We start from the raw sequence: 18,996 nt of genomic DNA, 5'->3' as shown, positions 1-18,996 counted from the left end.
CCTGCTGCGGCAGGGTGCCGCACTTCCGCGGGGCGGGCGCATGGCCACCTCTGACCTGCAAAACAACAAGAATGGAGGGTATCGCGATGGCAGGACTTCACCGTGGAACTTGGATCGTGGCCGCCTGTTCGGAAGGCGCGATGATCTTGGAAAACGCAGGCTGCGTGAAACAGCCCGACCTGCGCCTGATCGACCGGATGGATGCGCCCGTGGCCCCTCTGCCCGCCGAAAACCGCTCTGCGCATGAGGTGACGGATCGCGAACGCCTTGCCACCTCGGCCTTTGCCGTGCAGGTCGTGGGGCGTCTGGCGCGCGAGGCGGCGCGCGGGCGGGCGCAGCGGCTTGTCCTGGCCGCCGAAGCGCCGCTTCTGGGTGCGATTCGTGACCGTCTGGATGATGACCTGCGCGCCCGCGTGGTGCTGGCCATGCCCACGACGCTGACCCGCCATCCGCTGGGTGAGATCGTCACCGTGGTGAACAAAGCGCTGGAACGCGCGGCCTGAATCAGCAGATCAGCGCCCGGCGATTGGCGGATTTCCGCACAAAACAACATAGAGCAGTAGGTTGGCACGCCATTCGTCGTGCCAACAGACCAATGGACGGGTGGCAGACTCCTTTGGGCAGGCTAAACCTGCACCGCGTCAGGAGGTCCCCATGCTGTTGAATGCAACTGTGATCGAAGAAGTGCGGGAAACGCTTGGTGATGACACCCTGCGTGCCTTTCTGACCCGCATGCTGACCGAGGTCGAGGAAACGGCCGTAACACTGCGTGGTCTGTTGGCCGTGCAGGATTACGTGACGCTTGCCGCGACGGCGCATCGCGCCTCTGGCTCGGCGGCGGCGGTTGGGGCGTCGGGGTTGCATGCCGCGCTGAAAGAGATCGAAAATGCCGCGCGCAAGCCCGGCTCTGTGGCCGAACTGCCAGCGCTAATCGCGGCCCTGTCGGATTGCACGGATCGGACGCGGACCGCGCTTTTGTTCATTCTGGGCACGGATTGACGGCCCGACCGGTGGCTTTCCGCCCGATTTCGGGTGGCGGTCCGGGGCGGGGTTGTCATGGGCAAGGGCAGGGTTCAAAAGGCGGACATGATCAAAATGCGCCAAGTTTTCCGGAACCTGCTTCTTCCGTTGATGATCGCCGCGTCGGTCGCGGCGCCTGCGCTGCCTGCCATGGCAAACCCAAAGGGCTGCCCGCCCGGGCTGGCCAAAAAAGCGGTGCCTTGTGTGCCGCCGGGTCAGGCCAAGAAATGGCAGGTCGGCGCGCGGATCCCCGGCACACTGCCGTGGTATGAGGTGCGCGATTACGACCGTTACGATCTGCCCGCCCCGCCCGATGGCAGCCGCTATGTGCTGATCGACAACGATCTTGTCCGCGTTGCCATCGCAACCGGCATCATTCTGGAATTCCTCGGCCGCTATTAGGCCCCGCCGTCAGGTCAGCGCCCGCGCAAACAGCGCGGCCAGCCGCGCCTGCCCGACCCGGTATTCCGGCAGCGACCGGGCCGATGTTTTCAGCCCCTTGACCGCCGCAATGATTGCCTGCGCCACCTCTGGCCCACTGCCAAGGTCGGGTGGCAGCGCACGTTGCGCCAGCCAATCCCCCAGCACGGCCACCATCCGCGCCTCACCTGCCGCCGCCAGATCGCCGGTTACCGAAAATCCTGCATCCATGAGCTCTTCGCCATGCGGGGTGGACAGCACGGCCTCCATGAACTTGCCGTCCTTTGCAACGAATGCGGCCAGCAGCGCCTGTTGCAGCGTTTGCCCCGGCACGTTCAGCGCGGCGGTCATGTCGCGCAGCGCTTCGTCGAAATAGCGCAGGGCGAGTGAGCGGAAGATGTCTTCCTTGTTGCGGTAATGCAGATACAGCGCCGTCCGCGACAGCCCCGCCCCGCGCGCAATGTCATCCATCGAGGTGCGGCGATACCCATAGGTGGCAAAAGCCCCGAAAGCCGCGTCAAGGATTGCATCCTGTCGGTCAACCGGGGTGGCGCTGTGGGGCATCGAAACAGCCATATGAACAAGCTGACAAAACCTTTCCACTTTGTCAATTGACAGACTGACATTTCACGCTCAATCTGTCAGAAATCAATGGAGGCGCCGATGGCCGTGACTTTCACCGTGAATGGCAGGACCGAAACGCTCGACCTGCCGCCTGACATGCCGCTTCTCTGGGCGCTGCGCGATGGGCTGAACCTGACCGGCACGAAATTCGGCTGCGGCGTTGCCGCCTGCGGTGCCTGCACCGTGCATGTGGATGGGCAGGCCGTGCGGTCCTGCCAGACGCCGCTGGGTGATGTGGCCGGGGCCGCTGTGACCACCATCGAAGGGCTGGGCAACCCCGCCGCGCTGCACGCCGTGCAGGCGGCGTGGGAGGCCGCGCAGGTGGCGCAATGCGGCTACTGCCAGTCGGGCCAGATCATGCAGGCCGCTGCGCTGCTGGCGGAAACGCCCGAACCATCAGACGCGCAGATTGACGAAGCGATGTCCGGCAACCTTTGCCGCTGCGGCACCTATCCCCGCATCCGCGCTGCTGTGCAGGATGCCGCCAACCGTTTGAAGGAGGCATGAGATGGGCCGCGCCATGAAGATCGCCCGCCGGGGCTTTTTGTTCGGGTCCGTCGCCATTCTGGGCGGGGTCGCCTTTGGCTGGTATCGCTACGCCACACCTTATGGCAACCCGCTGGAGGCGGGGCTTGGCACGGGAGAGGCGACGCTGAACCCCTATGTCATGATCGACGCGAACGGCGTCACCGTCATCGCCCCGCGCGCCGAAATGGGGCAGGGCGTTCACACTACCCTTGCCGCGCTGGTGGCCGAAGAGATGGATCTGGACTGGTCCGCGATCCGCGTGATCCACGGCCCGGCCTCCAAGGCCTATTTCAACTCTGCCGTGCTGGCCGAAGGCATCCCCTTTGCCCCCACGGATGACAGCCGCCTTGCCAATACCATGCGCGGTGCGATGGATATACCGGCGAAATTCCTTGGCCTGCAAATCACCGGCGGGTCGTCGTCTATCCCTGATGCGTTTGAAAAGATGCGCCTTGCCGGGGCCGCCGCCCGCATGGCGTTGGTGCAGGCCGCCGCCGCGCGGCTGAACCTTTCCGCCGATCAACTGTCTACCGAGGATGGCGCTGTCCTTGCCCCCGATGGCACGCGCATCCCCTATGCCGATCTGGCAGTGGATGCCGCAGGCATTGACCTGCGCGAAGAACCCACCCTGAAACCCCGCGAAAACTGGCGTCTGCTGGGCCGCAGCCTGCCGCGCACCGATATGCTGGCCAAGGTGACCGGGACGGAAACCTATGCCATCGACCTGCGCCTGCCGGGGATGCGCTTTGCCACCGTTCGCACCAATCCGCGCCTTGGCGGCGAAATGCTGTCCTATGATGCCAGCGCGGCCGAGGCGATGCCGGGGGTAGAGCGGATCGTCCCCATTCCCAACGGCGTGGCGGTCATCGCCATAACCACATGGCACGCGATGCAGGCGGCGGATGCCATCACCTTTGACTGGGGCCCCGCCCCCTATCCCGCCACCAGTTCTGAGATCACCGAAACCCTGCGCGCCTCGTTCACCGAAGACCGCAAGGACAGCACCAACCGCAATGATGGCGACGTCGACACCATCCTGACCGCAGAGGACTGGCAGGCCGAATACACCGTCCCCTATCTGGCCCATGCCACGATGGAACCCATGTCTGGCGCGGCATTGCTGCGCGACGGCAAGCTTACCGTCTGGGCCGGAAACCAGATCCCCACGCAGGCACTGGCCGAGGCGCAGGCGATCACCGGCCTTCCGCCAGAGGCCATCGAAATCCAGATCCTGCCCATGGGCGGCGGCTTTGGTCGCAGGCTGGAAATGGACGCACTGCGCCAGTCCATCCAGATCGCCAAGGCGATGGAGGGCACCCCGATCCTGCTGGCATGGAGCCGGGAAGAGGACATGACCCACGATGCCTATCGCCCCGCCGCCATCGCCCGCGTACGGGCGAAACTGGATGGCCAGACGCTGGTCGCCTTTGACTACGCCACCGCCTCTTCGTCGGTGGTGGAAAGCCAGGCCGGGCGGCTGGGCTATTCCCTGCCCGGCCCAGATGGGGCCATCGTGCAGGGCGCATGGGAACAGCCCTACCGTTTCGCCAACCACCGCGTGACAGGCTACCGCGCCCCCGCGATGGTGCCGGTGGGATCGTGGCGGTCAGTCGGCGCATCGCAGAACGCCTTCTTCCACGAAACCGCGATAGATGAACTGGCCCATCTGGCCGGGGCGGACCCGCTGGAATTCCGCCTGTCGCAGATTGACCATGATCCTTCGCGCAAGGTGCTGGAAACCGTGGCAGAGATGTCCGGCTGGGGCAGCACCGCGCCGGGCCGGGCCAAAGGGGTGGCCTTCTGCATGTCTTTCGGCGTGCCAACTGCGCAAGTGATCGAGATCGAGAATACCCCCGAAGGTATCCGCATGACGGGGGCATGGATCGCCGCCGATGTCGGCACCGCGCTGGACCCCGGCAATATCGAGGCCCAGCTGCAAGGCGGCATGGTCTTTGGCCTGTCCGCCGCGATCCGGGGCGAAATCACCTTTGCCGATGGCATGGCCGAACAGGCGAATTTCTGGGATTACGAACCCCTGCGCCTGTCGCAATGCCCGCCAATCCGGGTGCAGATTCTGGAAAACCAGCCTCATATCCGGGGCATTGGCGAACCCGGCACGCCCCCCGCCGCGCCGGCGCTGGGCAATGCGATCTTTGCCCTGACAGGCCAGCGCCTGCGCGACTTGCCCTTTGCCCGCGCGGTGACCTTTGCCTGAACATCGGGCCTGATCCGGGCGGCCCAAAGCACCGAAACGTGATGCAGGCGGGTGGCGAATCCCCGCCTGTTCTGCGTTAGATCAAAGACCTGCCATTATTAATCATTATGATAGACGTCGGGACGCACGACGTGAAAAGGAATACCACTATGGCCAAGACTCCGCTGCAAACCGTCACAGACGCGCGCGAAAACATTCAGGATGACGTCGAAAGCCGCATTCAGGAACTGCGGGATGAAATCACCGCATTGACCCATCAACTGCGCGACCTTGGCCTCAAGGGTGCGACCGAGGCCAAAGCCAAGGCCAAGGATATCGCCGACGACGCCACCGATGAGGCGCTTTATGCCATCAAGGAACTGCGCAAGCAGTTCGGCTCGATGCAATCCGATGTGGAAGGCAAGGTGCAGACCCACCCTTTCGCGTGGCTGGCCGGGGCAGTGGGGCTGGGCGTGATCCTGGGCCTGTTCCTGTCGCACCGCGATTGATGAAACGCACAGGCCCCGTGGCCCCCGTTCTGGGGGCCGTCGCCTTGGCCGTGGTGGCGGTGCTGGTCACGCTGGCGGCCCTTGGGCTGCTGGTGGCGGCTGCCGTTACTGCGCTTATTCCGCATGTCGGGCTGGCGGGGGCCTTGGCGATCATCGGCCTTGCGCTTTTTGCGCTGGTGGCTGTGCTGGCGCTGGTCATCCGCGCCAACCTGCGCGCCGCGCAGGAACGGGCGCGCAGCACGGCGGCGATGGCATCCATCGCCAAACTGGCGCTGGTCCTGTTGCCCAAGCCCGGCGCCCTGCGCGTGGCGGGTGGCCTGCAACTCGGCCTCGGCCTTGCGCTGATCCTGCTGCCGATGCTGCGACGCAACAAGGGTTAGCGGGGGGCTGACCCTTCCCAACCCCCTCTTGCCCGGCCTATGGTTCGGGCAGGAGGAACCGCCATGACCCGTATCACCGCCATTCGCGCGCTGGATATCCGCTTTCCCACCTCCCGCTCGCTGGATGGGTCGGATGCGATGAACCTCGCCCCCGATTACTCGGCCGCCTATTGCATCATCGAAACCGATGACGGCACCGAAGGCCACGGCCTGACCTTCACCATCGGGCGCGGGAATGAGCTTTGCGTCGCCGCGATTACCGCCCTTGCCCCGCTGATCAAGGATATCCCGGTCGAAGACCTGCTTGCAGACATGGGCGCCACATGGCGGCGCATCACGGGCGACAGCCAGTTGCGCTGGACGGGCCCCGACAAGGGCGTGATCCACCTCGCCACCGCCGCGCTGGTCAACGCGCTGTGGGATCTGTGGGGCAAACGCGCCGGCAAACCTGTCTGGCGCATCCTGTGTGACATGACCCCGGCGGAAACCGTGGCCCTTGTCGACTGGCGCTATCTGTCCGATGCGCTGGACCCCGGCCGCGCCCGCGAACGGCTAGAGGAAAACCTTCCCACCCGCGCCACCCGCATCACCGAAATGCGGGCCAATGGCTATCCGGCCTATACCACCTCGGCGGGTTGGCTGGGCTATTCCGATGACAAGATGCGCAGCCTTTGCCGCGCGGCCATCGCGCAGGGCTGGAACCATTTCAAGATGAAGGTCGGCGGCAATCTGGACGATGACATCCGCCGCGCCCGGATCATCCGCGAAGAGATCGGCCCCAACCGCCACCTGATGATGGATGCCAATCAGGTCTGGGGCGTGGCGCAGGCGATCCATCACATGCGTCCGTTGGCCCAGTTCAACCCTTGGTTCATCGAAGAACCCACCAGCCCCGATGACATTCTCGGCCATGCCGCCATCGCGCGGGGCGTGGCCCCGATCAAGGTGGCCACGGGCGAGCATTGCCAGAACGCGGTGATGTTCAAACAGTTCCTTCAGGCCGATGCCTTGCAGGTTCTGCAACTCGATTCAGCCCGCCTTGGCGGCGTGAACGAAATCGTTGGCGTCTTCCTTTTGGCCGATCATTTCGGCGTCCCCGTCTGCCCCCATGCGGGCGGGGTGGGCCTGTGCGAATATGTCCAGCACCTGTCGATCTTCGATTATGTCTGCGTCTCGGCCAGCCTGACCGACCGGGTGCTGGAATATGTCGATCACCTGCACGACCATTTCCTAACACCCGTTCACATGAAGGCAGGCCATTACATGCCACCCGAAGAACCGGGCTATTCCATTACCATGAAACCCGCCTCCATCGCCGCCCATCTCTGGCCGGATGGCGCGGCGTGGCGCGGCTAATCCACCTGCCGGGCGCTGATCTGCGCCAGATCGCCGCCCGCGATATCCTGCTCGGCCAGCATCAGCGCCTTTCCCCGCAGTTCGGGCGGGGCCAGCACCGGGTTGATCTCTCCGGTTCGTGCCCGCTGCGTCACCAAAGGCAGCAGCCGCGCGCGTATTCCGGCATCCAGCCCCATCGCCGCCATCGTCTGCTCCACCGACAGATGCCTGTCACCGGGAGCCAGCCCTGCGATCATCCGGTTGCGGGCGCTGCCCAGCTCTGCCGCTGATACGCCCGGCAACAGGCCCAGCACCGGCGCAGGCGCGGCGTAAAGATCGACCAACCCTTCCACATCGCTCACCCGCACCTCCCATCGCATCCCGTCGCGTGCAATCACCACGGGTGTCCCGTCGGCCCGACGGATCGCAGCCGTGGGCTGCCCCCATGTCGCCCGCACCTGCGCGATCACCGCGCTTTCCGCCAAAGCCACGCGATGGGTGTCGGCCAGCCGCGCCAGCACGGCACTGGTCGCCCCGGCACGGGCGCGCAGGGTTCCGGCCAAGGCCGCAATCAGCACGACACCGGCCAGCACGACCAGCAGCACCACCCCTTGCCGTCGGTTCCGCCCCAGCCGATGATTGCGCGCCATGACGCCCCTTCGCCCCCGGTTCCTGCCCGCCCTCGCGGCCGCCTATGCGGCGACCTTCGCATTGGCCTGTCTGACGCAGCCGCCGGACCGTTTGCTCTTTGCTGCCGTCATCGCGCTGCCCCTGATATGGATCAGCCACATCGACCTGATGCGACAGGAAATCCCGGACCTCGGCACCGCGATCATCGCCCTGTCGGGCGCGGTTTTCCAGTGGCATCTGCACGGCCTGACCATGCCCCTTATGGTCACCCTCGCCACTGCTGCCTTCTTGACCGCTGTGCTGTGGTGGGCAGGTGGCTGGTACTTCCTCCGGCGCGGAGATGAGGCTTTGGGGATCGGCGATGCCAAGCTGATCGGGGCAGGCACGCTCTGCCTCGGCGCAGGGCAAGTCTGGGCGATGATCTTCGTGGCTGCGACCGGGGGCATCGTCGCAGCACTGCTGGCGCGGCGGCGGGGCAGGGCCCGACACAACACCGCGCAGAGGAGCCTCGCTTTTGGCCCCTTCCTCGCTTATGCAATATTCATCTTCGTGAACTTTCCTCTGCCCGGACCCGCCGCGCCATGACCCGCCCAACCCATCGTCGCCATGCAAAGTCTGGCGTCACCCTGCTTGAGGTGATGATCGTCCTTGCCGTGATCGCCCTGATCGTGGGTTTCGGCGCCCCCCGCCTGATGGAAAGCTTCGGTCGCGCCAAATCGCAGGCGGCTGAGGTGGCGATGGCCAATCTCAAGGGTGCCGTGCAACTTTTCTACATCGACACCGGCCGCTATCCGACCACGGGCGAAGGCCTGTCTGCCCTGATCACTGCGCCTGCGGATGTAGACGGATGGAAAGGCCCCTACCTTGATGGTGATGCCGATATGACCGATCCGTGGGGTCGCCCCTTCACCTATGTCGCGCCGGGCGGGGCCGGGCCTTTCGGACTGACAACCCTTGGCCGCGACGGTCAACCCGGCGGGACGGGCGAAGACAGCGACATCTCGCTCTGACGCGCCTTTCGCGCGGGGCGTATGGTCAAAGGCGGCATAACCCGCTCGCCATCCACATAATCCAGCCGGATCAGATCGGGCAGAGCGGTGGCCGTCTCTGGCCAAACTTCCCGCCATTCCGGGCGGTCCGCAGGCCCGGGCGCGCCGAAATAGCGGATACCCGTCACCTGTCCTTGCGGGGCCAGTTCAACCTCTATCGCCCCGGCATCTGCCCGCACTGCGCCACCCGCCCCGGACAGCCGCACCGCCACCAGTTCCGCCGCCGTCAGCGGGGGCGTGTCGATCAGCGTGACAAATGTCACGCTGCTTGCATCCCCAACCAACCGCGCGCCCGTTGGCATCTCTTCCAGCCAGCGCCGCACGGTAACGCGGGCGGAAATGCGCTCCACATCCGTGGCCTCCCCCCCGACCCGCGCCAGCGCCCGCCCCATCAGCCCCAGGGATGACGCCAGGATCATCGCGGCCGCCGCCATCACCCACAGCGCAATCAGCAGTTCCAGCAGCGTCACCCCGGCCCTCGGGTTGCGCCGCGTCACGGCGCGTTCTCTGGCAGCAGCGCCCGCAGCACCACCGCGCGCTCGCGGTCATCCGCGCGCCAGACCCGCACCGTTGCCTCCTGCAATCGCTCGCCGCCCGATGACACCGTCAACTCCCACCGCCAATCCGGCGCAGCGCGGCCTTCGGCCAAGGCGGCATCACGGGTAACGCTGTATTCATCCAGCACTGACCGGGCCAGTTCCGTGCCCCATGCCGCATCCGACCGTTGCCCTATCTGCCCAACGGTCCAGCCGACACGGCCCAAAGCCGTGCCAAGGACAAGCGCAAGAACGGCCATGGCCAGCATCGCTTCCAGCAGGGAAAACCCCCGCCGCCTGTTGCGCGTGTCAGAAGGCCAGATCATTGATCGACAGCACCGCCCCCATGATGGAATAGACCAGCCCCCCCACGACGCCCCCGATGACCAGCGTCAGGATCGGCGTCAGCAGGCGCAGCAGGCGCTGCGTGCTCTGGTCCAACTGCCCCTGTACGCTCTGGGACAGAGCTTCCAGAACAGGCACCAGCGCGTTTGCTTCTTCGCCCACGCGGAACAGTTCCCGCACCATCGGCGGCAAGCGCCCGCCCTTGGCCAGCGCCACATGCGCCCGCTCACCCCGCTCCAGCGCCGCCGTCGCTGCGCGCAGGTCCGGCGCGAAAGGGCCACCGGGATCGGCCTCGGCCATTCCGCGCAACGCCTCGGCCAGCGGCCGCCCGGCCTTCAACATCAGCGCCAGCGACCGCACCAAGGCCAGCAGCGCCGCATCCCGCATCAACGGCCTGAACAGCGGCAGCCGGAATGCCACCCGCCCCCAGCCCGCCCGCAGCCCCCAGATGACCACAGCCACCACCGCACACAGACCCAACAGCAAAACCGGCCACCACCCCCGGATCAGATCGCCCAAGGCGCTGAAAAACGCCAGCGACGCGGGCATCTCCCGCCCGTCGCCCTGAAACAGCGGGGCCAGCGCGGGGGCCAGCGTTAGCGCCACGATCAACAACACCGCCACCGCCGCAACAATCAGGATCGCTGGGTACAGCAGCGCCGTCGCGACTTGCCCGCGCAACTGATCCTGCAGCCGAAGCAAACGCGCCAGATCGGTCAACTGCTCTGGCATCGCATCCGATTGCCCGCCCGCCCGCAGCAGCGACAGGAACACCGGCGCCACCCTCGGCCCTGCCTGTTCAAACGCCTGTGCCAGCGGCACGCCTTCCGCCACCAGCCGCGCCGTGCGTTCCAGCCGAACGCGCGTATCCGCGCGTTCCGCGCCCTGCGCCAGAATGCGCAGCATTTCCATCGCGGGCAGCCGCACACGCAGCATCGTGGCCATCTGTTCCGCCAGCGCCGCCTGTTCCGCCAGTGCCAGCGCCCCGCCAGACAGGCTGATCTCGCGCTTCCACCATGGCAGCGAGGCCGCCACCGCGCCCTCGGTCAGTTCAACAACGGTCAACCCCAGCGCCCGCAGCGTTTCCACCGCCGCCGATTCCGACGGGCTGTCCAGCGTCCCGGTTTCCACCGTTCCGCGCGCGCCATAGGCTCTGTATGCATAGGTGGGCATGGCCCCGCCCCCCGCCGTGCGCGTTATTCGATCACGTCGCTGACGGAATGGCGCGGGCGGCCAAGCCCGCTTTCCAGAGTGGAATTCGCCCCCGACAGTTTCGTGCGCCAATAGGCCGTGGCGGAATTTGCATCGCCCTCTGACAAGATCACCCGCGGCCGGATCAGGATCAGCAGTTCGGTCCGCCCCCGACGGCTGTCCTTGCTGCGGAACAGGTTGCCGACAACCGGCACCCGGCCCAGCCCTGGCACCTCGGATCGCGTCATCCGATCGGATTCCTGCACCAACCCGCCCAGCGCCAGCGTCTGCCCGTCGATCAGCGCGACCGAGGTCTGCACCTTGCGCTGCCGGATCGTGGGTGAATCGATGCCCGACGTTTCCGTCTCGGCCACGTCGCTCACTTCCTGGCTGATCTCAAGCGTCACCCGGCCCCCGGCCCCGATGCGCGGGCGCACCCGCAGGATGATGCCCGTGTCGCGATATTCCACCTGCGTCAGGATCGGTGCATTGGCCGTCTGGTCCTGCGATTGCGACGTCACGATGGGCACCTGATCGCCGATCTGCAGGATGCCTTCCTTGTTGTCGATCACCATCAGCGTGGGCGCGGAAATGATCTTCACATCCGTCACCGCCGCCAGCGCCGAAAGCGCCACATCCGCGCTGCCCGTGCCAAACACGGCAGTAAAGCCTGTGTCGTTGCCCGCCACTGCCCCCGCCTGATCCGAAAAGCGGAAATCGAAATTACCATTCTCGAAAAACCACCGCGTCCCGATATCCAGACGGTCGTTCAGCGTGACCTCGGCAATCGTCGCCTCCAGCAGAACCTGCCTTGCGGGGCTGTCCAACTCGCGCAAAAGGCCTTCGATTTCGGCATGTTGGGCACGCGGCGCGCGCACCACAAGCGCATTGCGGCTGTCATCGGCGGCCACCCGCGTGCCGGTCGTGTCGCCCAATGCGGCCTCACCCTCGCCATCCACGACATCGCCCGCCCCCAACAGGTTGGCAAGGATGGGGGCCACCTCCACCGCGCTGCGGTTTTGCAGGTTATAGGTCGCCAGATACTGCCCCGATCCGGGGCCGGGCCGATCCAGTTCGCGTATCCACCGCACTGCGCGGTCCATATAGGCCGCGCGCGAGGATATCACCAGAACCGATCCCAGCCGCTCGTTCGGCACAAACTCCACCACGCCCCGCAACGCGCCGCCTTCTTCGGTTTCAAACAGCGCTTGCGCCTGTTCCACAACCGCCTCCGGCTCGCCGGATGTCAGCCGCACAAGGGCGACCGACTTGCCTGACAGCACATCGACATCGAAAATATTCAGCGCATCCAGTGCGCTTTCCGTCACATCCGCCGGGCCGGACAACAGCAGGATATTGCGCCGCGAATCCGGCACCACGTTCAATCCCTGATCAATCTGCGGCTTCAGCAGGTTCAACATTTCCGCAGCCGAGACATATTGCAGCGGCGCGACGATGATCGACGATCCACCCCGCCCGCTTTGACCGGCCAGCCGGAAACTGGACGATCCCGAAACCCCCGCCACGATCTGCACCGTGTCGCCCGACTTCTGCATCCTTGCGGCATTGGCACTCAGCGCCGCATCGAACAGGTCCAAAAGCACCTCGCGCGGCACCGGGCTGGTGGTCTGGATCGTGATCCGCCCCTGCACCCCATCCGCCACCACGTAATCCAGCCCCAGCGTATCGGCCAACACCGCCTTTGCCGCCGCCTCGATCGAGGCATTCACCAGGCTGATTTCCACATTGCCGCCACCGGCAGAGCGAATTTCGGCCCGCGTGGCGCTGTCAGACAGGGCATCGCTGTCAAATACCACATCCGACCCGCGCTGCATTGCAACCCGGTCCCCATCCGCGGCAAGGCCGAACCGTGCCCCGGTACTGCCTGATGTCCCGCTGCTGCGTGCGCCATCCGGACCAAAAGCACCGGCACTGCGACCACGGCTCTGCTCGACGCAAGCGCCGAGAAGGAGCGCCATTCCGGCGCAAAATGCGATGACAACTCCCCGTTTACGCATGACCTTATGACCCCGCACCCTGATCCGGCTTAGCTACTGGCCGAACATATTAATAGTTATTTCTTTGTCGGCATTTCGCAGAACAATCCTGTCCTTGCTGATGCGAAACACGGTAAATCCCTGAATTTCTTCACCTTCCCGCAAGATCACATCCGGGCTGGCAGGATCGGGCGACAGGATGGCACGGGGGCGATTGCCATCGTTCAGGTAACCAACCATGCGGAATTCGGGGGCAGGGGGGGGCGCGTCGGGTGCGGGGGATTCGGTCTCGGCGGCGGTGGCAAAAGGCTGCCGTCCCGCCACGAAGAAGGGGCGCGCGGCCAGCGCTACCAGATCCACCGCCGCCTCTGCCCCCCCCGCCTCGGGCGCGCCCGCTGCCCCTTGGGCAGGTCGGGCCGCGTTCGCTTCGGTGCCGGGGTCGGGGGGCAGGGCGGCGGTGTCCAACGCATCAAAGCGCAGCAGCGCCAGCGCCAATGCGCCCGCGATCAGCCCCAGATGCAGCACGGGCGGCCACCACCTCATCATCCTGCCCCCCCGTCCAGCACGCCCCATGCCGTAAGCCGCAACGACACCCGCCCCGTCGCATCCCGCGACGACAGCATCAGCTGTGACAGGCCCAGCCGGGGAGGCTGCCCTTCCAGCGCATCCAGAAACGCCAGCACATCGGTCAGCGCGCCTTCCCCTTCGACCGTCAGCGCCGCCGCGGGCAGGCTCAGCCCCTCGGGGGTGGCCCCTGCGGTCAGCGTCGTCAGCGCCACGCCTTGCGCGCGGGCAAGCGTGACCAGCCGCTCCTGTAAGGCGACGGTGGCTTCGGCGACTGTGGGCTCGGGCAGGGTCAGATCGGCCGGCAAGGCCGCCCCGGCATCGGCAGCCTGAAACTCCGCGATGCGGGCTGTCAGCGCCGCCGCCTCGGCGCGTGTTTCGGCCAAGGTCGCGGCAGCCTCCTCTACCCGCGCCTGCAATGTGCCGGTTATCAGCCAGAACACAGCCCCGATCAAGGCTAGGCCCGGCAGCGCGAAAAGAACGCCCATGCTCCGGGTCATTCCCCGCCCCCTTTTGCCAACTGGACGTTCAGCAGAAACCGTCTTGCGCCGCTGGCATCATCCAGCGTGACCGCGCCGTCCAACTCCACCCCCGCTACCCAGGGAAGGGGGCGTATCGCCGCGACCACCTGCGCCATGTCAATCTCGGAAAAGCCGGACAGGCGCAGGATGTCGCCCTCCAGCGCAAAGTTGGACACCCAGATTTCATCCCCAAGAACTCGGGTCAGGTCGGCCAGCAGTGGCAAGCGGCGGTTTTCGCGGGCCAACCGCTCCATGTCGGCCATCCGCGCGGTGCCGATGGCATTGTGTGACTCGGCTTCCGCCCGGGCGGCGGCGGCGGTGTCGCGCAGCGTGGCAACGCGGGCGGTTTCCTCGGCCAGCGCGGTTCTCAATTCGTAAAGCCGCCACCCCTGCGCTGCCAGCACCACCAGCAGCACCGCCAGCACAGCCAGCGGCGCGGCGCGGTTCCAGAACCGTTCCGGCGCGTCGGTCTGCGCTCGTGCGTCGATCAGCGGTGGCGCGTCGACACCGTCAATCATCACCCGGCGCAGCGTTGCTCCGGCCTCGCGCAGCAATTCGGTCAACCGTGCCTGTTTCAGCACAAAGACTTCGGCCCCGCCCGGTACCGGCACATGCCGCCAGACCAACCCCTCGGCCTGCCCCGGCATCGACTGCCGCATCTGAATCGCCACCGCCCCCGCCAGATCGCGCCGCGCTACAGTGGCCAGATCCAATGACCGCCGCAGGAACAGATCGGGTGACAGGTACACGTCCACAGCAGCCCGCCCGCGCCCCGCCTGCAACAGCGCGGCCCGTGCGCTGTCGGTCAGAGGCAGGGTGTCGATCCGCACCGCGCACACCTTGCGGGGTGGCAGCCCCGCATTCAGCAGACTGCCCGGCACGGCCGCCTCCAGCAGCCTGCTGATCCGTGCCGTTGTCCCTGTCGTGCCGAACCCCTGCCCCACCAGACGCCCCCCAAGCCGCCCGAGAATCGATATTGACGCGCATGCCAGACCTACGGTCACTTGATTCAGGATTATTAACCAGACGAAAACGGAGCAAGCCAGTGGCAACCTTTAAGGCCGATCTCGCCCGTCTCTTGGCTGAGCGAAGTGCCTTGCCTGCCGCCGACCTGACCCGCGCGCAGGATCAGGCGGAGGTTGAAGGCATCTCGCTTCACCGCCTGCTGATCGACCGGGGGCTCGCCGAAGAAGAGGTCGTCCTTCCCGCCCTTGCCGCCGCATTGGGTATTCCCTTTGCCACCGACCCCTGGTCCTGTGCCCCACCCGACCGGGATGCGATCCAGCGCCTGACCCTGCCTTTCCTTCGCAGCCGCGCGGCCGTGCCGCTGCTGTCGCCGGCCGGGGCACAGACGGTGCTGATGGCAGACCCGTCGGATGCCGCGCTGGTGGAGGAACTGGCCTTTCATCTGGACCGCCCGGTCGCGCCGCAGGGGGCAACACTGCGCACCATCCGCGCGCTGCTGGCCGATGCGCCTGCCGACCTGCCCGCCGCTGTCGCGGCGCTGCCAACCGAACCGGTACAGGGCGACGATGGCCCGGTGATCCGCTTCGTGGCGGAAACCCTGGCCGAGGCGGTGGCCGCCGGCGCCTCCGACATCCATTTCGAGGCGCTGCCCTCCGGCCTTGCCATCCGGCGCCGCATCAACGGCCTGCTTGGGCCGATGAACACCGATCCCGCCATCCCCGCTGCCACTGTCTTTGCCCGGCTCAAGGTCATGGCCCGCGCCAACGTGGCCGAACGCCGCCTGCCTCAGGATGCGCGGTTTTCCAGCACCTTTTCCGGCCGCCGCATCGACTTTCGCCTGTCGTCTCTGCCAACGCAGAACGGCGAAAGCATCGTGCTGCGCGTGCTCGATCCACAGGCCCTGCGCCTTGGTTGGGACCGTCTCGGTTTCGCCCCCGATATGGTCACCCGCATCACCACCGCCATCGAACGGCCCAGCGGGCTGTTCCTTGTCACCGGTCCCACCGGATCGGGCAAGACCACCACCCTTTATACCGCACTCCAGCATCTCAATTCCAACCGGCGCAAGATCGTCACGGTCGAAGACCCCGTGGAATACAGCCTGCCCGGCGTGCAACAGGTGCAGGTGCAGGAAGACATCGGCCTGACCTTCGCCCGTGTCCTGCGGTCCATCCTGCGGCATGATCCCAATGTCATCATGGTGGGAGAAATCCGCGATCCCGAAACCGCCGAAATCGCCTGCCGCGCGGCGCAGGTCGGGCGGATGGTGCTGTCCACGCTGCACACCCGCGATGCGAGCGGCGCGCGCACCCGCCTCGTCGATCTGGGGGTGCCCGATTACATCGTGGGCGATGTCCTGCGCGGCGTGCTGGCACAGAACCTTGCCCTGTCGGACTGCCCCGACTGCAACGGCGCCGGCTGCCGCACCTGCGGTTTCACCGGCTCGGCGGCCCGCAGACTCGAGGCCGAATTGATAACCGCCGATTAGGCCTCCCATCGCGCGCCTCTGGCAAAACGCTTAAAAAACAGTCGGCCTCGATAGGTTCCACCCACGTTGTTGCAATCATTGGTTGTGCCGTCAGACTTTGGTCTGATGCGTGTACCGGACCTCTGGCAGAGGTCTGCGCCACCCCGTGGTGATACCGTTTCCTTGTCACAAACGCCCATTGCCGTTCGCAGGCGGAGCATGGGCGCATCTGGACGATACCGCACCAGCGCCCGACCGGGCGCAAAGCGGCAAGGGGTCGGGCATGGATCCCTGTAGCAGGCGGCAACGTGTTCCGGTTGCCAAAGCAAAAAGCGAAAAACCGCACCGCGAATTAAGTGCGGATCGATCGACGGGGTAACATATGTACCTTCCCAAGGACGCATCACGCGCTCGGATCAGAGAAGCGCAGATTGCACGCAACAACCGCGCCGAAATTGTCCGGGCGCTTTCGACCGGTCAGGTCACGCGGCGCGAACTCTTCAAATGGGGCATCTTCACCGCAGCGGGAACTTTGGCGCTGACGAACGGGCTCAGCCCCTACGCCCACAGTCAGATCCTTCCCAGCATCCCCACCGGAACCCCAGCCAGCCCGCTTTATGGCGTCGCACCCTTCACTCAGCCGATGCCGCGCCTGAACGAACAGCACCCCCATACGCTGACCCCGGTCACTCAAAGCGCTGAGGTGATGTTGCAATGGCAGGGCCTGCCGAACGAACCCTATGCCAAGCGCACCTCATGGCACACAGAGTATTCCGCCACGGGGGGCAACCCCCTCTATGCCAACCCGCTGACAGGCCGTGGCCCCATGGAAGGCCGCCCGCCGGGCGAGTATTTCGCGCATCAGCGCTGGACGGAATACTTGCCCAAGAAGGGCTATCTGATGTCGCTCGGCTGTCCTGATTACCATGTCGGTCTTCACCCGCTGTTTCCGTCGCAAGTGGATGACAAGATCTGGTCCTTTGGCCCCGGGCGCCTGGCCGCCGGCACATTGCCGCCGCCCCTTCTCAAGGTGTGTTACGGCGAACCGGTGATCTTCCGCCACTACAACAACGTGGCGCTCAGCCAAGAGCAGAACGGCGGCTTCGGGTCCATCAGCCAGACCACGCACAACCACAACGGCCACAATGCATCGACGTCCGACGGGGCGTCGAACGCGCATTTCTACCCGGGTCAGTTCTATGACTACCACTGGTCAACCACACTTGCCCGCGCTGACATGACGAATACGCAGGCCACCGATCCGCGCGCCTCTGGGCCGGATGGCAATGGCAGGCTGGTCCATGTGCCGGGCGATTATCGCGAATTGCAGGGCACGCTGTGGTTCCACGACCATCGCTTCTTCTACACCGCCGAGAACGTCTACAAAGGCCATGTCGGGATGATGAACTATTATTCCGGCAAGGATCGCGCGAACGAAGCGCTGCAAGATGGCGTCAACCTGCGCCTGCCTTCGGGCACCATGCTGGACTATGGCAATACCGATTTCGACGTGAACCTGATGTTCTCGGATGCGGCATCAGATCCTGATGGACAACTGTTCTTTGACATCTTCGATACCGAAGGTTTCCTCGGCGACATGCTCTTGGTGAACTTCGCCTACAAGCCGTTCTTCGAAGTGATGCCGCGCAAATACCGCTTCCGGATGCTCGGCGCGTCCATGTCGCGCTGGTACAAGCTGGCGCTGGTCAATCAGGCGGGCAAGGTCGTGCCGGTTCAGGTGATCGCCACCGATGGCAACCTCATTCCCCGCCCGGTTACGGTGAACCAAATGGACACGATGGCATCGGGCGAACGGTTCGATGTCATCATCGACTTCAAACCCTTCAAGGTGGGTGACAGGCTCTATCTCGTGAATCTCATGGAATTCGAGGATGGCCGGGGTCCAAAGGACAAGCTGTCCATTTCCGATGCGCTCAGGGGCAAAACGCTCGACCCCGGTGTCGGCCGCGTGCTGGAATTCCGTATCACCCGCCACATGGCCAGCGTCGACATGCCCGGCTTTGTATACGACTCGCAGCGTGCTGCCGATCAGGACCGCAGCCAAGTGCCCGCCGTGCTGACCGAACAGATCCCTATCGTCGCCCCGGTGCGGGAACGGATCATCGAATTCAAGCGCGGCGCCGACGATGCCCGCGATGCCACCGTGAATGGCTGCTTCCCGTCCTGCCCCGCTGAACGCGAAACGCCGTGGGGCATACGGATCAACGGCGAGGATACCCATTCGCTGAACGCTAACCGCATCTCGATGCTCGTCCCCCGCCCCGGCGAGGTTGAACACTGGACGTTGCTCAACGGCGGCGGGGGCTGGGATCACCCCGCCCACCTGCATTTCGAGGAAGGCGTCACCATCTCGCGCACCGGATTTGCCATGGGCGCCGCCGAAAGAGGCGCGCGCAAGGATGTCTGGTGGATGGGCGAAGGCGGGTCGGTCAAGATTCAGGTCCGCTTTGGCGAATATGGCGGGGCCTATGTCACCCATTGCCACAACACCGTGCACGAAGATGCCGCGATGCTTTTGCGTTACGACATCCTGACTGATCCCAACAACCCCAACACATCACAGACACATGTTCAGGTCATCCCGACGCCCAATCCCACTCCGGATGGCGTCACCTATGTGATGCCGGAAATCCTGCCCGAAGGTAATCCCTTCCACCGCAGCTTCCGCCCCTTCCCCCGAACATCCACCTGAGGGGCA

At 65.4% G+C, this 18,996-nt stretch carries 21 protein-coding genes; 12 read left to right on the top strand and 9 right to left on the bottom strand.

All coding sequences use genetic code 11. From position 1 onward, the window contains the following. The first annotated feature begins 86 nt into the window (after positions 1 to 86). The 3 genes from RSE12_00675 to RSE12_00665 all read left to right on the top strand — a co-directional run bounded on the left by RSE12_00675 (position 87) and on the right by RSE12_00665 (position 1,422). Positions 87 to 503, top strand: coding sequence for a host attachment protein (locus RSE12_00675; GenBank protein ID WRH62881.1), 417 nt, complete (start codon positions 87 to 89; stop codon positions 501 to 503). A gap of 151 nt (positions 504 to 654) precedes the next feature. Continuing rightward, on the top strand, positions 655 to 999 hold the full coding sequence (locus tag RSE12_00670; GenBank protein WRH62880.1) for an Hpt domain-containing protein: 345 nt from the start codon (positions 655 to 657) through the stop codon (positions 997 to 999). A gap of 132 nt (positions 1,000 to 1,131) precedes the next feature. Beyond that, positions 1,132 to 1,422 (top strand): RcnB family protein, encoded by a 291-nt coding sequence (locus RSE12_00665; GenBank protein ID WRH62879.1) that lies wholly within the window; start codon positions 1,132 to 1,134, stop codon positions 1,420 to 1,422. 9 nt (positions 1,423 to 1,431) lie between these two features. On the opposite strand, the gene RSE12_00660 is transcribed toward RSE12_00665, so the two are convergent. Further along, entirely contained in the window at positions 1,432 to 2,016 is a 585-nt protein-coding gene (locus tag RSE12_00660; GenBank protein ID WRH62878.1) for a TetR/AcrR family transcriptional regulator, read from the bottom strand. An 87-nt stretch (positions 2,017 to 2,103) separates the two neighbouring features. Here RSE12_00660 and RSE12_00655 point away from each other — a divergent pair, with 87 nt between their 5' ends. The 5 genes from RSE12_00655 to RSE12_00635 all read left to right on the top strand — a co-directional run bounded on the left by RSE12_00655 (position 2,104) and on the right by RSE12_00635 (position 7,031). Then, complete coding sequence (locus RSE12_00655) at positions 2,104 to 2,571, top strand: (2Fe-2S)-binding protein (GenBank protein WRH62877.1); 468 nt, start codon at positions 2,104 to 2,106, stop codon at positions 2,569 to 2,571. 1 nt (position 2,572) lies between these two features. Then, positions 2,573 to 4,807: a molybdopterin cofactor-binding domain-containing protein gene (locus RSE12_00650; GenBank protein ID WRH62876.1), complete on the top strand. Its 2,235-nt coding sequence runs from the start codon at positions 2,573 to 2,575 to the stop codon at positions 4,805 to 4,807. Between the two features lie 149 nt (positions 4,808 to 4,956). After that, a complete protein-coding gene (locus tag RSE12_00645; GenBank protein ID WRH62875.1) occupies positions 4,957 to 5,295 on the top strand; it encodes a hypothetical protein in 339 nt (112 codons plus the stop codon). After that, positions 5,295 to 5,675 (top strand): hypothetical protein, encoded by a 381-nt coding sequence (locus tag RSE12_00640; protein ID WRH62874.1) that lies wholly within the window; start codon positions 5,295 to 5,297, stop codon positions 5,673 to 5,675. Before RSE12_00645 ends, RSE12_00640 begins: the two co-directional genes overlap by 1 nt. Positions 5,676 to 5,738: 63 nt before the next feature. Next, the gene (locus tag RSE12_00635; GenBank protein WRH62873.1) at positions 5,739 to 7,031 is read left to right on the top strand and encodes an enolase C-terminal domain-like protein; all 1,293 of its coding nucleotides are present in this window, start codon (positions 5,739 to 5,741) and stop codon (positions 7,029 to 7,031) included. Here RSE12_00635 and RSE12_00630 read toward each other — a convergent pair. Then, positions 7,028 to 7,660 carry a hypothetical protein gene (locus RSE12_00630; protein WRH62872.1) on the bottom strand — a complete coding sequence of 211 codons (633 nt, stop codon included), beginning with the start codon at positions 7,658 to 7,660 and terminating at the stop codon, positions 7,028 to 7,030. The genes RSE12_00635 and RSE12_00630 overlap by 4 nt on opposite strands. Here RSE12_00630 and RSE12_00625 point away from each other — a divergent pair. Together RSE12_00625 and gspG are read left to right on the top strand one after the other, a co-directional pair. Then, entirely contained in the window at positions 7,659 to 8,225 is a 567-nt protein-coding gene (locus RSE12_00625; GenBank protein ID WRH62871.1) for a prepilin peptidase, read from the top strand. The genes RSE12_00630 and RSE12_00625 overlap by 2 nt on opposite strands. Continuing rightward, positions 8,222 to 8,650 carry a type II secretion system major pseudopilin GspG gene (gspG, locus tag RSE12_00620; GenBank protein ID WRH62870.1) on the top strand — a complete coding sequence of 143 codons (429 nt, stop codon included), beginning with the start codon at positions 8,222 to 8,224 and terminating at the stop codon, positions 8,648 to 8,650. The genes RSE12_00625 and gspG overlap by 4 nt, the downstream gene beginning before the upstream one ends. On the opposite strand, the gene RSE12_00615 is transcribed toward gspG, so the two are convergent. The 7 genes from RSE12_00615 to RSE12_00585 all read right to left on the bottom strand — a co-directional run bounded on the left by RSE12_00615 (position 8,608) and on the right by RSE12_00585 (position 14,787). Next, a complete protein-coding gene (locus tag RSE12_00615; protein WRH62869.1) occupies positions 8,608 to 9,186 on the bottom strand; it encodes a prepilin-type N-terminal cleavage/methylation domain-containing protein in 579 nt (192 codons plus the stop codon). The two genes, gspG and RSE12_00615, sit on opposite strands and share 43 nt — an antisense overlap. Continuing rightward, positions 9,183 to 9,551: a prepilin-type N-terminal cleavage/methylation domain-containing protein gene (locus RSE12_00610; GenBank protein WRH62868.1), complete on the bottom strand. Its 369-nt coding sequence runs from the start codon at positions 9,549 to 9,551 to the stop codon at positions 9,183 to 9,185. The genes RSE12_00615 and RSE12_00610 overlap by 4 nt, the downstream gene beginning before the upstream one ends. After that, positions 9,535 to 10,743 carry a type II secretion system F family protein gene (locus RSE12_00605; GenBank protein ID WRH62867.1) on the bottom strand — a complete coding sequence of 403 codons (1,209 nt, stop codon included), beginning with the start codon at positions 10,741 to 10,743 and terminating at the stop codon, positions 9,535 to 9,537. The genes RSE12_00610 and RSE12_00605 overlap by 17 nt, the downstream gene beginning before the upstream one ends. Before the next feature lie 23 nt (positions 10,744 to 10,766). Further along, a complete protein-coding gene (gene gspD / locus RSE12_00600) occupies positions 10,767 to 12,596 on the bottom strand; it encodes a type II secretion system secretin GspD (GenBank protein ID WRH62866.1) in 1,830 nt (609 codons plus the stop codon). A 216-nt stretch (positions 12,597 to 12,812) separates the two neighbouring features. After that, complete coding sequence (locus RSE12_00595) at positions 12,813 to 13,304, bottom strand: hypothetical protein (protein WRH62865.1); 492 nt, start codon at positions 13,302 to 13,304, stop codon at positions 12,813 to 12,815. Continuing rightward, positions 13,301 to 13,822 carry a GspMb/PilO family protein gene (locus tag RSE12_00590; protein WRH62864.1) on the bottom strand — a complete coding sequence of 174 codons (522 nt, stop codon included), beginning with the start codon at positions 13,820 to 13,822 and terminating at the stop codon, positions 13,301 to 13,303. Before RSE12_00590 ends, RSE12_00595 begins: the two co-directional genes overlap by 4 nt. Continuing rightward, positions 13,819 to 14,787 carry a PilN domain-containing protein gene (locus RSE12_00585; GenBank protein WRH62863.1) on the bottom strand — a complete coding sequence of 323 codons (969 nt, stop codon included), beginning with the start codon at positions 14,785 to 14,787 and terminating at the stop codon, positions 13,819 to 13,821. Before RSE12_00585 ends, RSE12_00590 begins: the two co-directional genes overlap by 4 nt. A 101-nt stretch (positions 14,788 to 14,888) precedes the next feature. Between RSE12_00585 and RSE12_00580 the strand changes: the two genes are divergently transcribed. After that, the gene (locus tag RSE12_00580; GenBank protein ID WRH62862.1) at positions 14,889 to 16,298 is read left to right on the top strand and encodes an ATPase, T2SS/T4P/T4SS family; all 1,410 of its coding nucleotides are present in this window, start codon (positions 14,889 to 14,891) and stop codon (positions 16,296 to 16,298) included. Between the two features lie 361 nt (positions 16,299 to 16,659). Then, positions 16,660 to 18,990, top strand: a complete 2,331-nt coding sequence (locus tag RSE12_00575; protein WRH62861.1) for a multicopper oxidase domain-containing protein — start codon at positions 16,660 to 16,662, stop codon at positions 18,988 to 18,990. Positions 18,991 to 18,996: the final 6 nt, after the last annotated feature.

The organism is Fuscovulum sp. (assembly GCA_035192965.1).
GTDB lineage: Bacteria > Pseudomonadota > Alphaproteobacteria > Rhodobacterales > Rhodobacteraceae > Paragemmobacter.
This window is presented reverse-complemented; position numbering and strand designations above follow the sequence as displayed.

Excerpts from the sequence above, each read along its gene's own strand:
- gspG (WRH62870.1), top strand. The coding sequence starts at position 8,222 with ATGACCCGCCCAACCCATCGTCGCCATGCAAAGTCTGGCGTCACCCTG.
- RSE12_00655 (WRH62877.1), top strand. The coding sequence starts at position 2,104 with ATGGCCGTGACTTTCACCGTGAATGGCAGGACCGAAACGCTCGACCTG.
- RSE12_00575 (WRH62861.1), top strand. The coding sequence starts at position 16,660 with ATGTACCTTCCCAAGGACGCATCACGCGCTCGGATCAGAGAAGCGCAG.
- RSE12_00625 (WRH62871.1), top strand. The coding sequence starts at position 7,659 with ATGACGCCCCTTCGCCCCCGGTTCCTGCCCGCCCTCGCGGCCGCCTAT.
- RSE12_00610 (WRH62868.1), bottom strand. The coding sequence starts at position 9,551 with ATGATCTGGCCTTCTGACACGCGCAACAGGCGGCGGGGGTTTTCCCTG.
- RSE12_00595 (WRH62865.1), bottom strand. The coding sequence starts at position 13,304 with ATGATGAGGTGGTGGCCGCCCGTGCTGCATCTGGGGCTGATCGCGGGC.
- gspD (WRH62866.1), bottom strand. The coding sequence starts at position 12,596 with ATGCAGCGCGGGTCGGATGTGGTATTTGACAGCGATGCCCTGTCTGAC.
- RSE12_00630 (WRH62872.1), bottom strand. The coding sequence starts at position 7,660 with ATGGCGCGCAATCATCGGCTGGGGCGGAACCGACGGCAAGGGGTGGTG.
- RSE12_00660 (WRH62878.1), bottom strand. The coding sequence starts at position 2,016 with ATGGCTGTTTCGATGCCCCACAGCGCCACCCCGGTTGACCGACAGGAT.
- RSE12_00665 (WRH62879.1), top strand. The coding sequence starts at position 1,132 with ATGATCGCCGCGTCGGTCGCGGCGCCTGCGCTGCCTGCCATGGCAAAC.
- RSE12_00640 (WRH62874.1), top strand. The coding sequence starts at position 5,295 with ATGAAACGCACAGGCCCCGTGGCCCCCGTTCTGGGGGCCGTCGCCTTG.
- RSE12_00650 (WRH62876.1), top strand. The coding sequence starts at position 2,573 with ATGGGCCGCGCCATGAAGATCGCCCGCCGGGGCTTTTTGTTCGGGTCC.
- RSE12_00645 (WRH62875.1), top strand. The coding sequence starts at position 4,957 with ATGGCCAAGACTCCGCTGCAAACCGTCACAGACGCGCGCGAAAACATT.
- RSE12_00675 (WRH62881.1), top strand. The coding sequence starts at position 87 with ATGGCAGGACTTCACCGTGGAACTTGGATCGTGGCCGCCTGTTCGGAA.
- RSE12_00670 (WRH62880.1), top strand. The coding sequence starts at position 655 with ATGCTGTTGAATGCAACTGTGATCGAAGAAGTGCGGGAAACGCTTGGT.
- RSE12_00590 (WRH62864.1), bottom strand. The coding sequence starts at position 13,822 with ATGACCCGGAGCATGGGCGTTCTTTTCGCGCTGCCGGGCCTAGCCTTG.
- RSE12_00635 (WRH62873.1), top strand. The coding sequence starts at position 5,739 with ATGACCCGTATCACCGCCATTCGCGCGCTGGATATCCGCTTTCCCACC.
- RSE12_00605 (WRH62867.1), bottom strand. The coding sequence starts at position 10,743 with ATGCCCACCTATGCATACAGAGCCTATGGCGCGCGCGGAACGGTGGAA.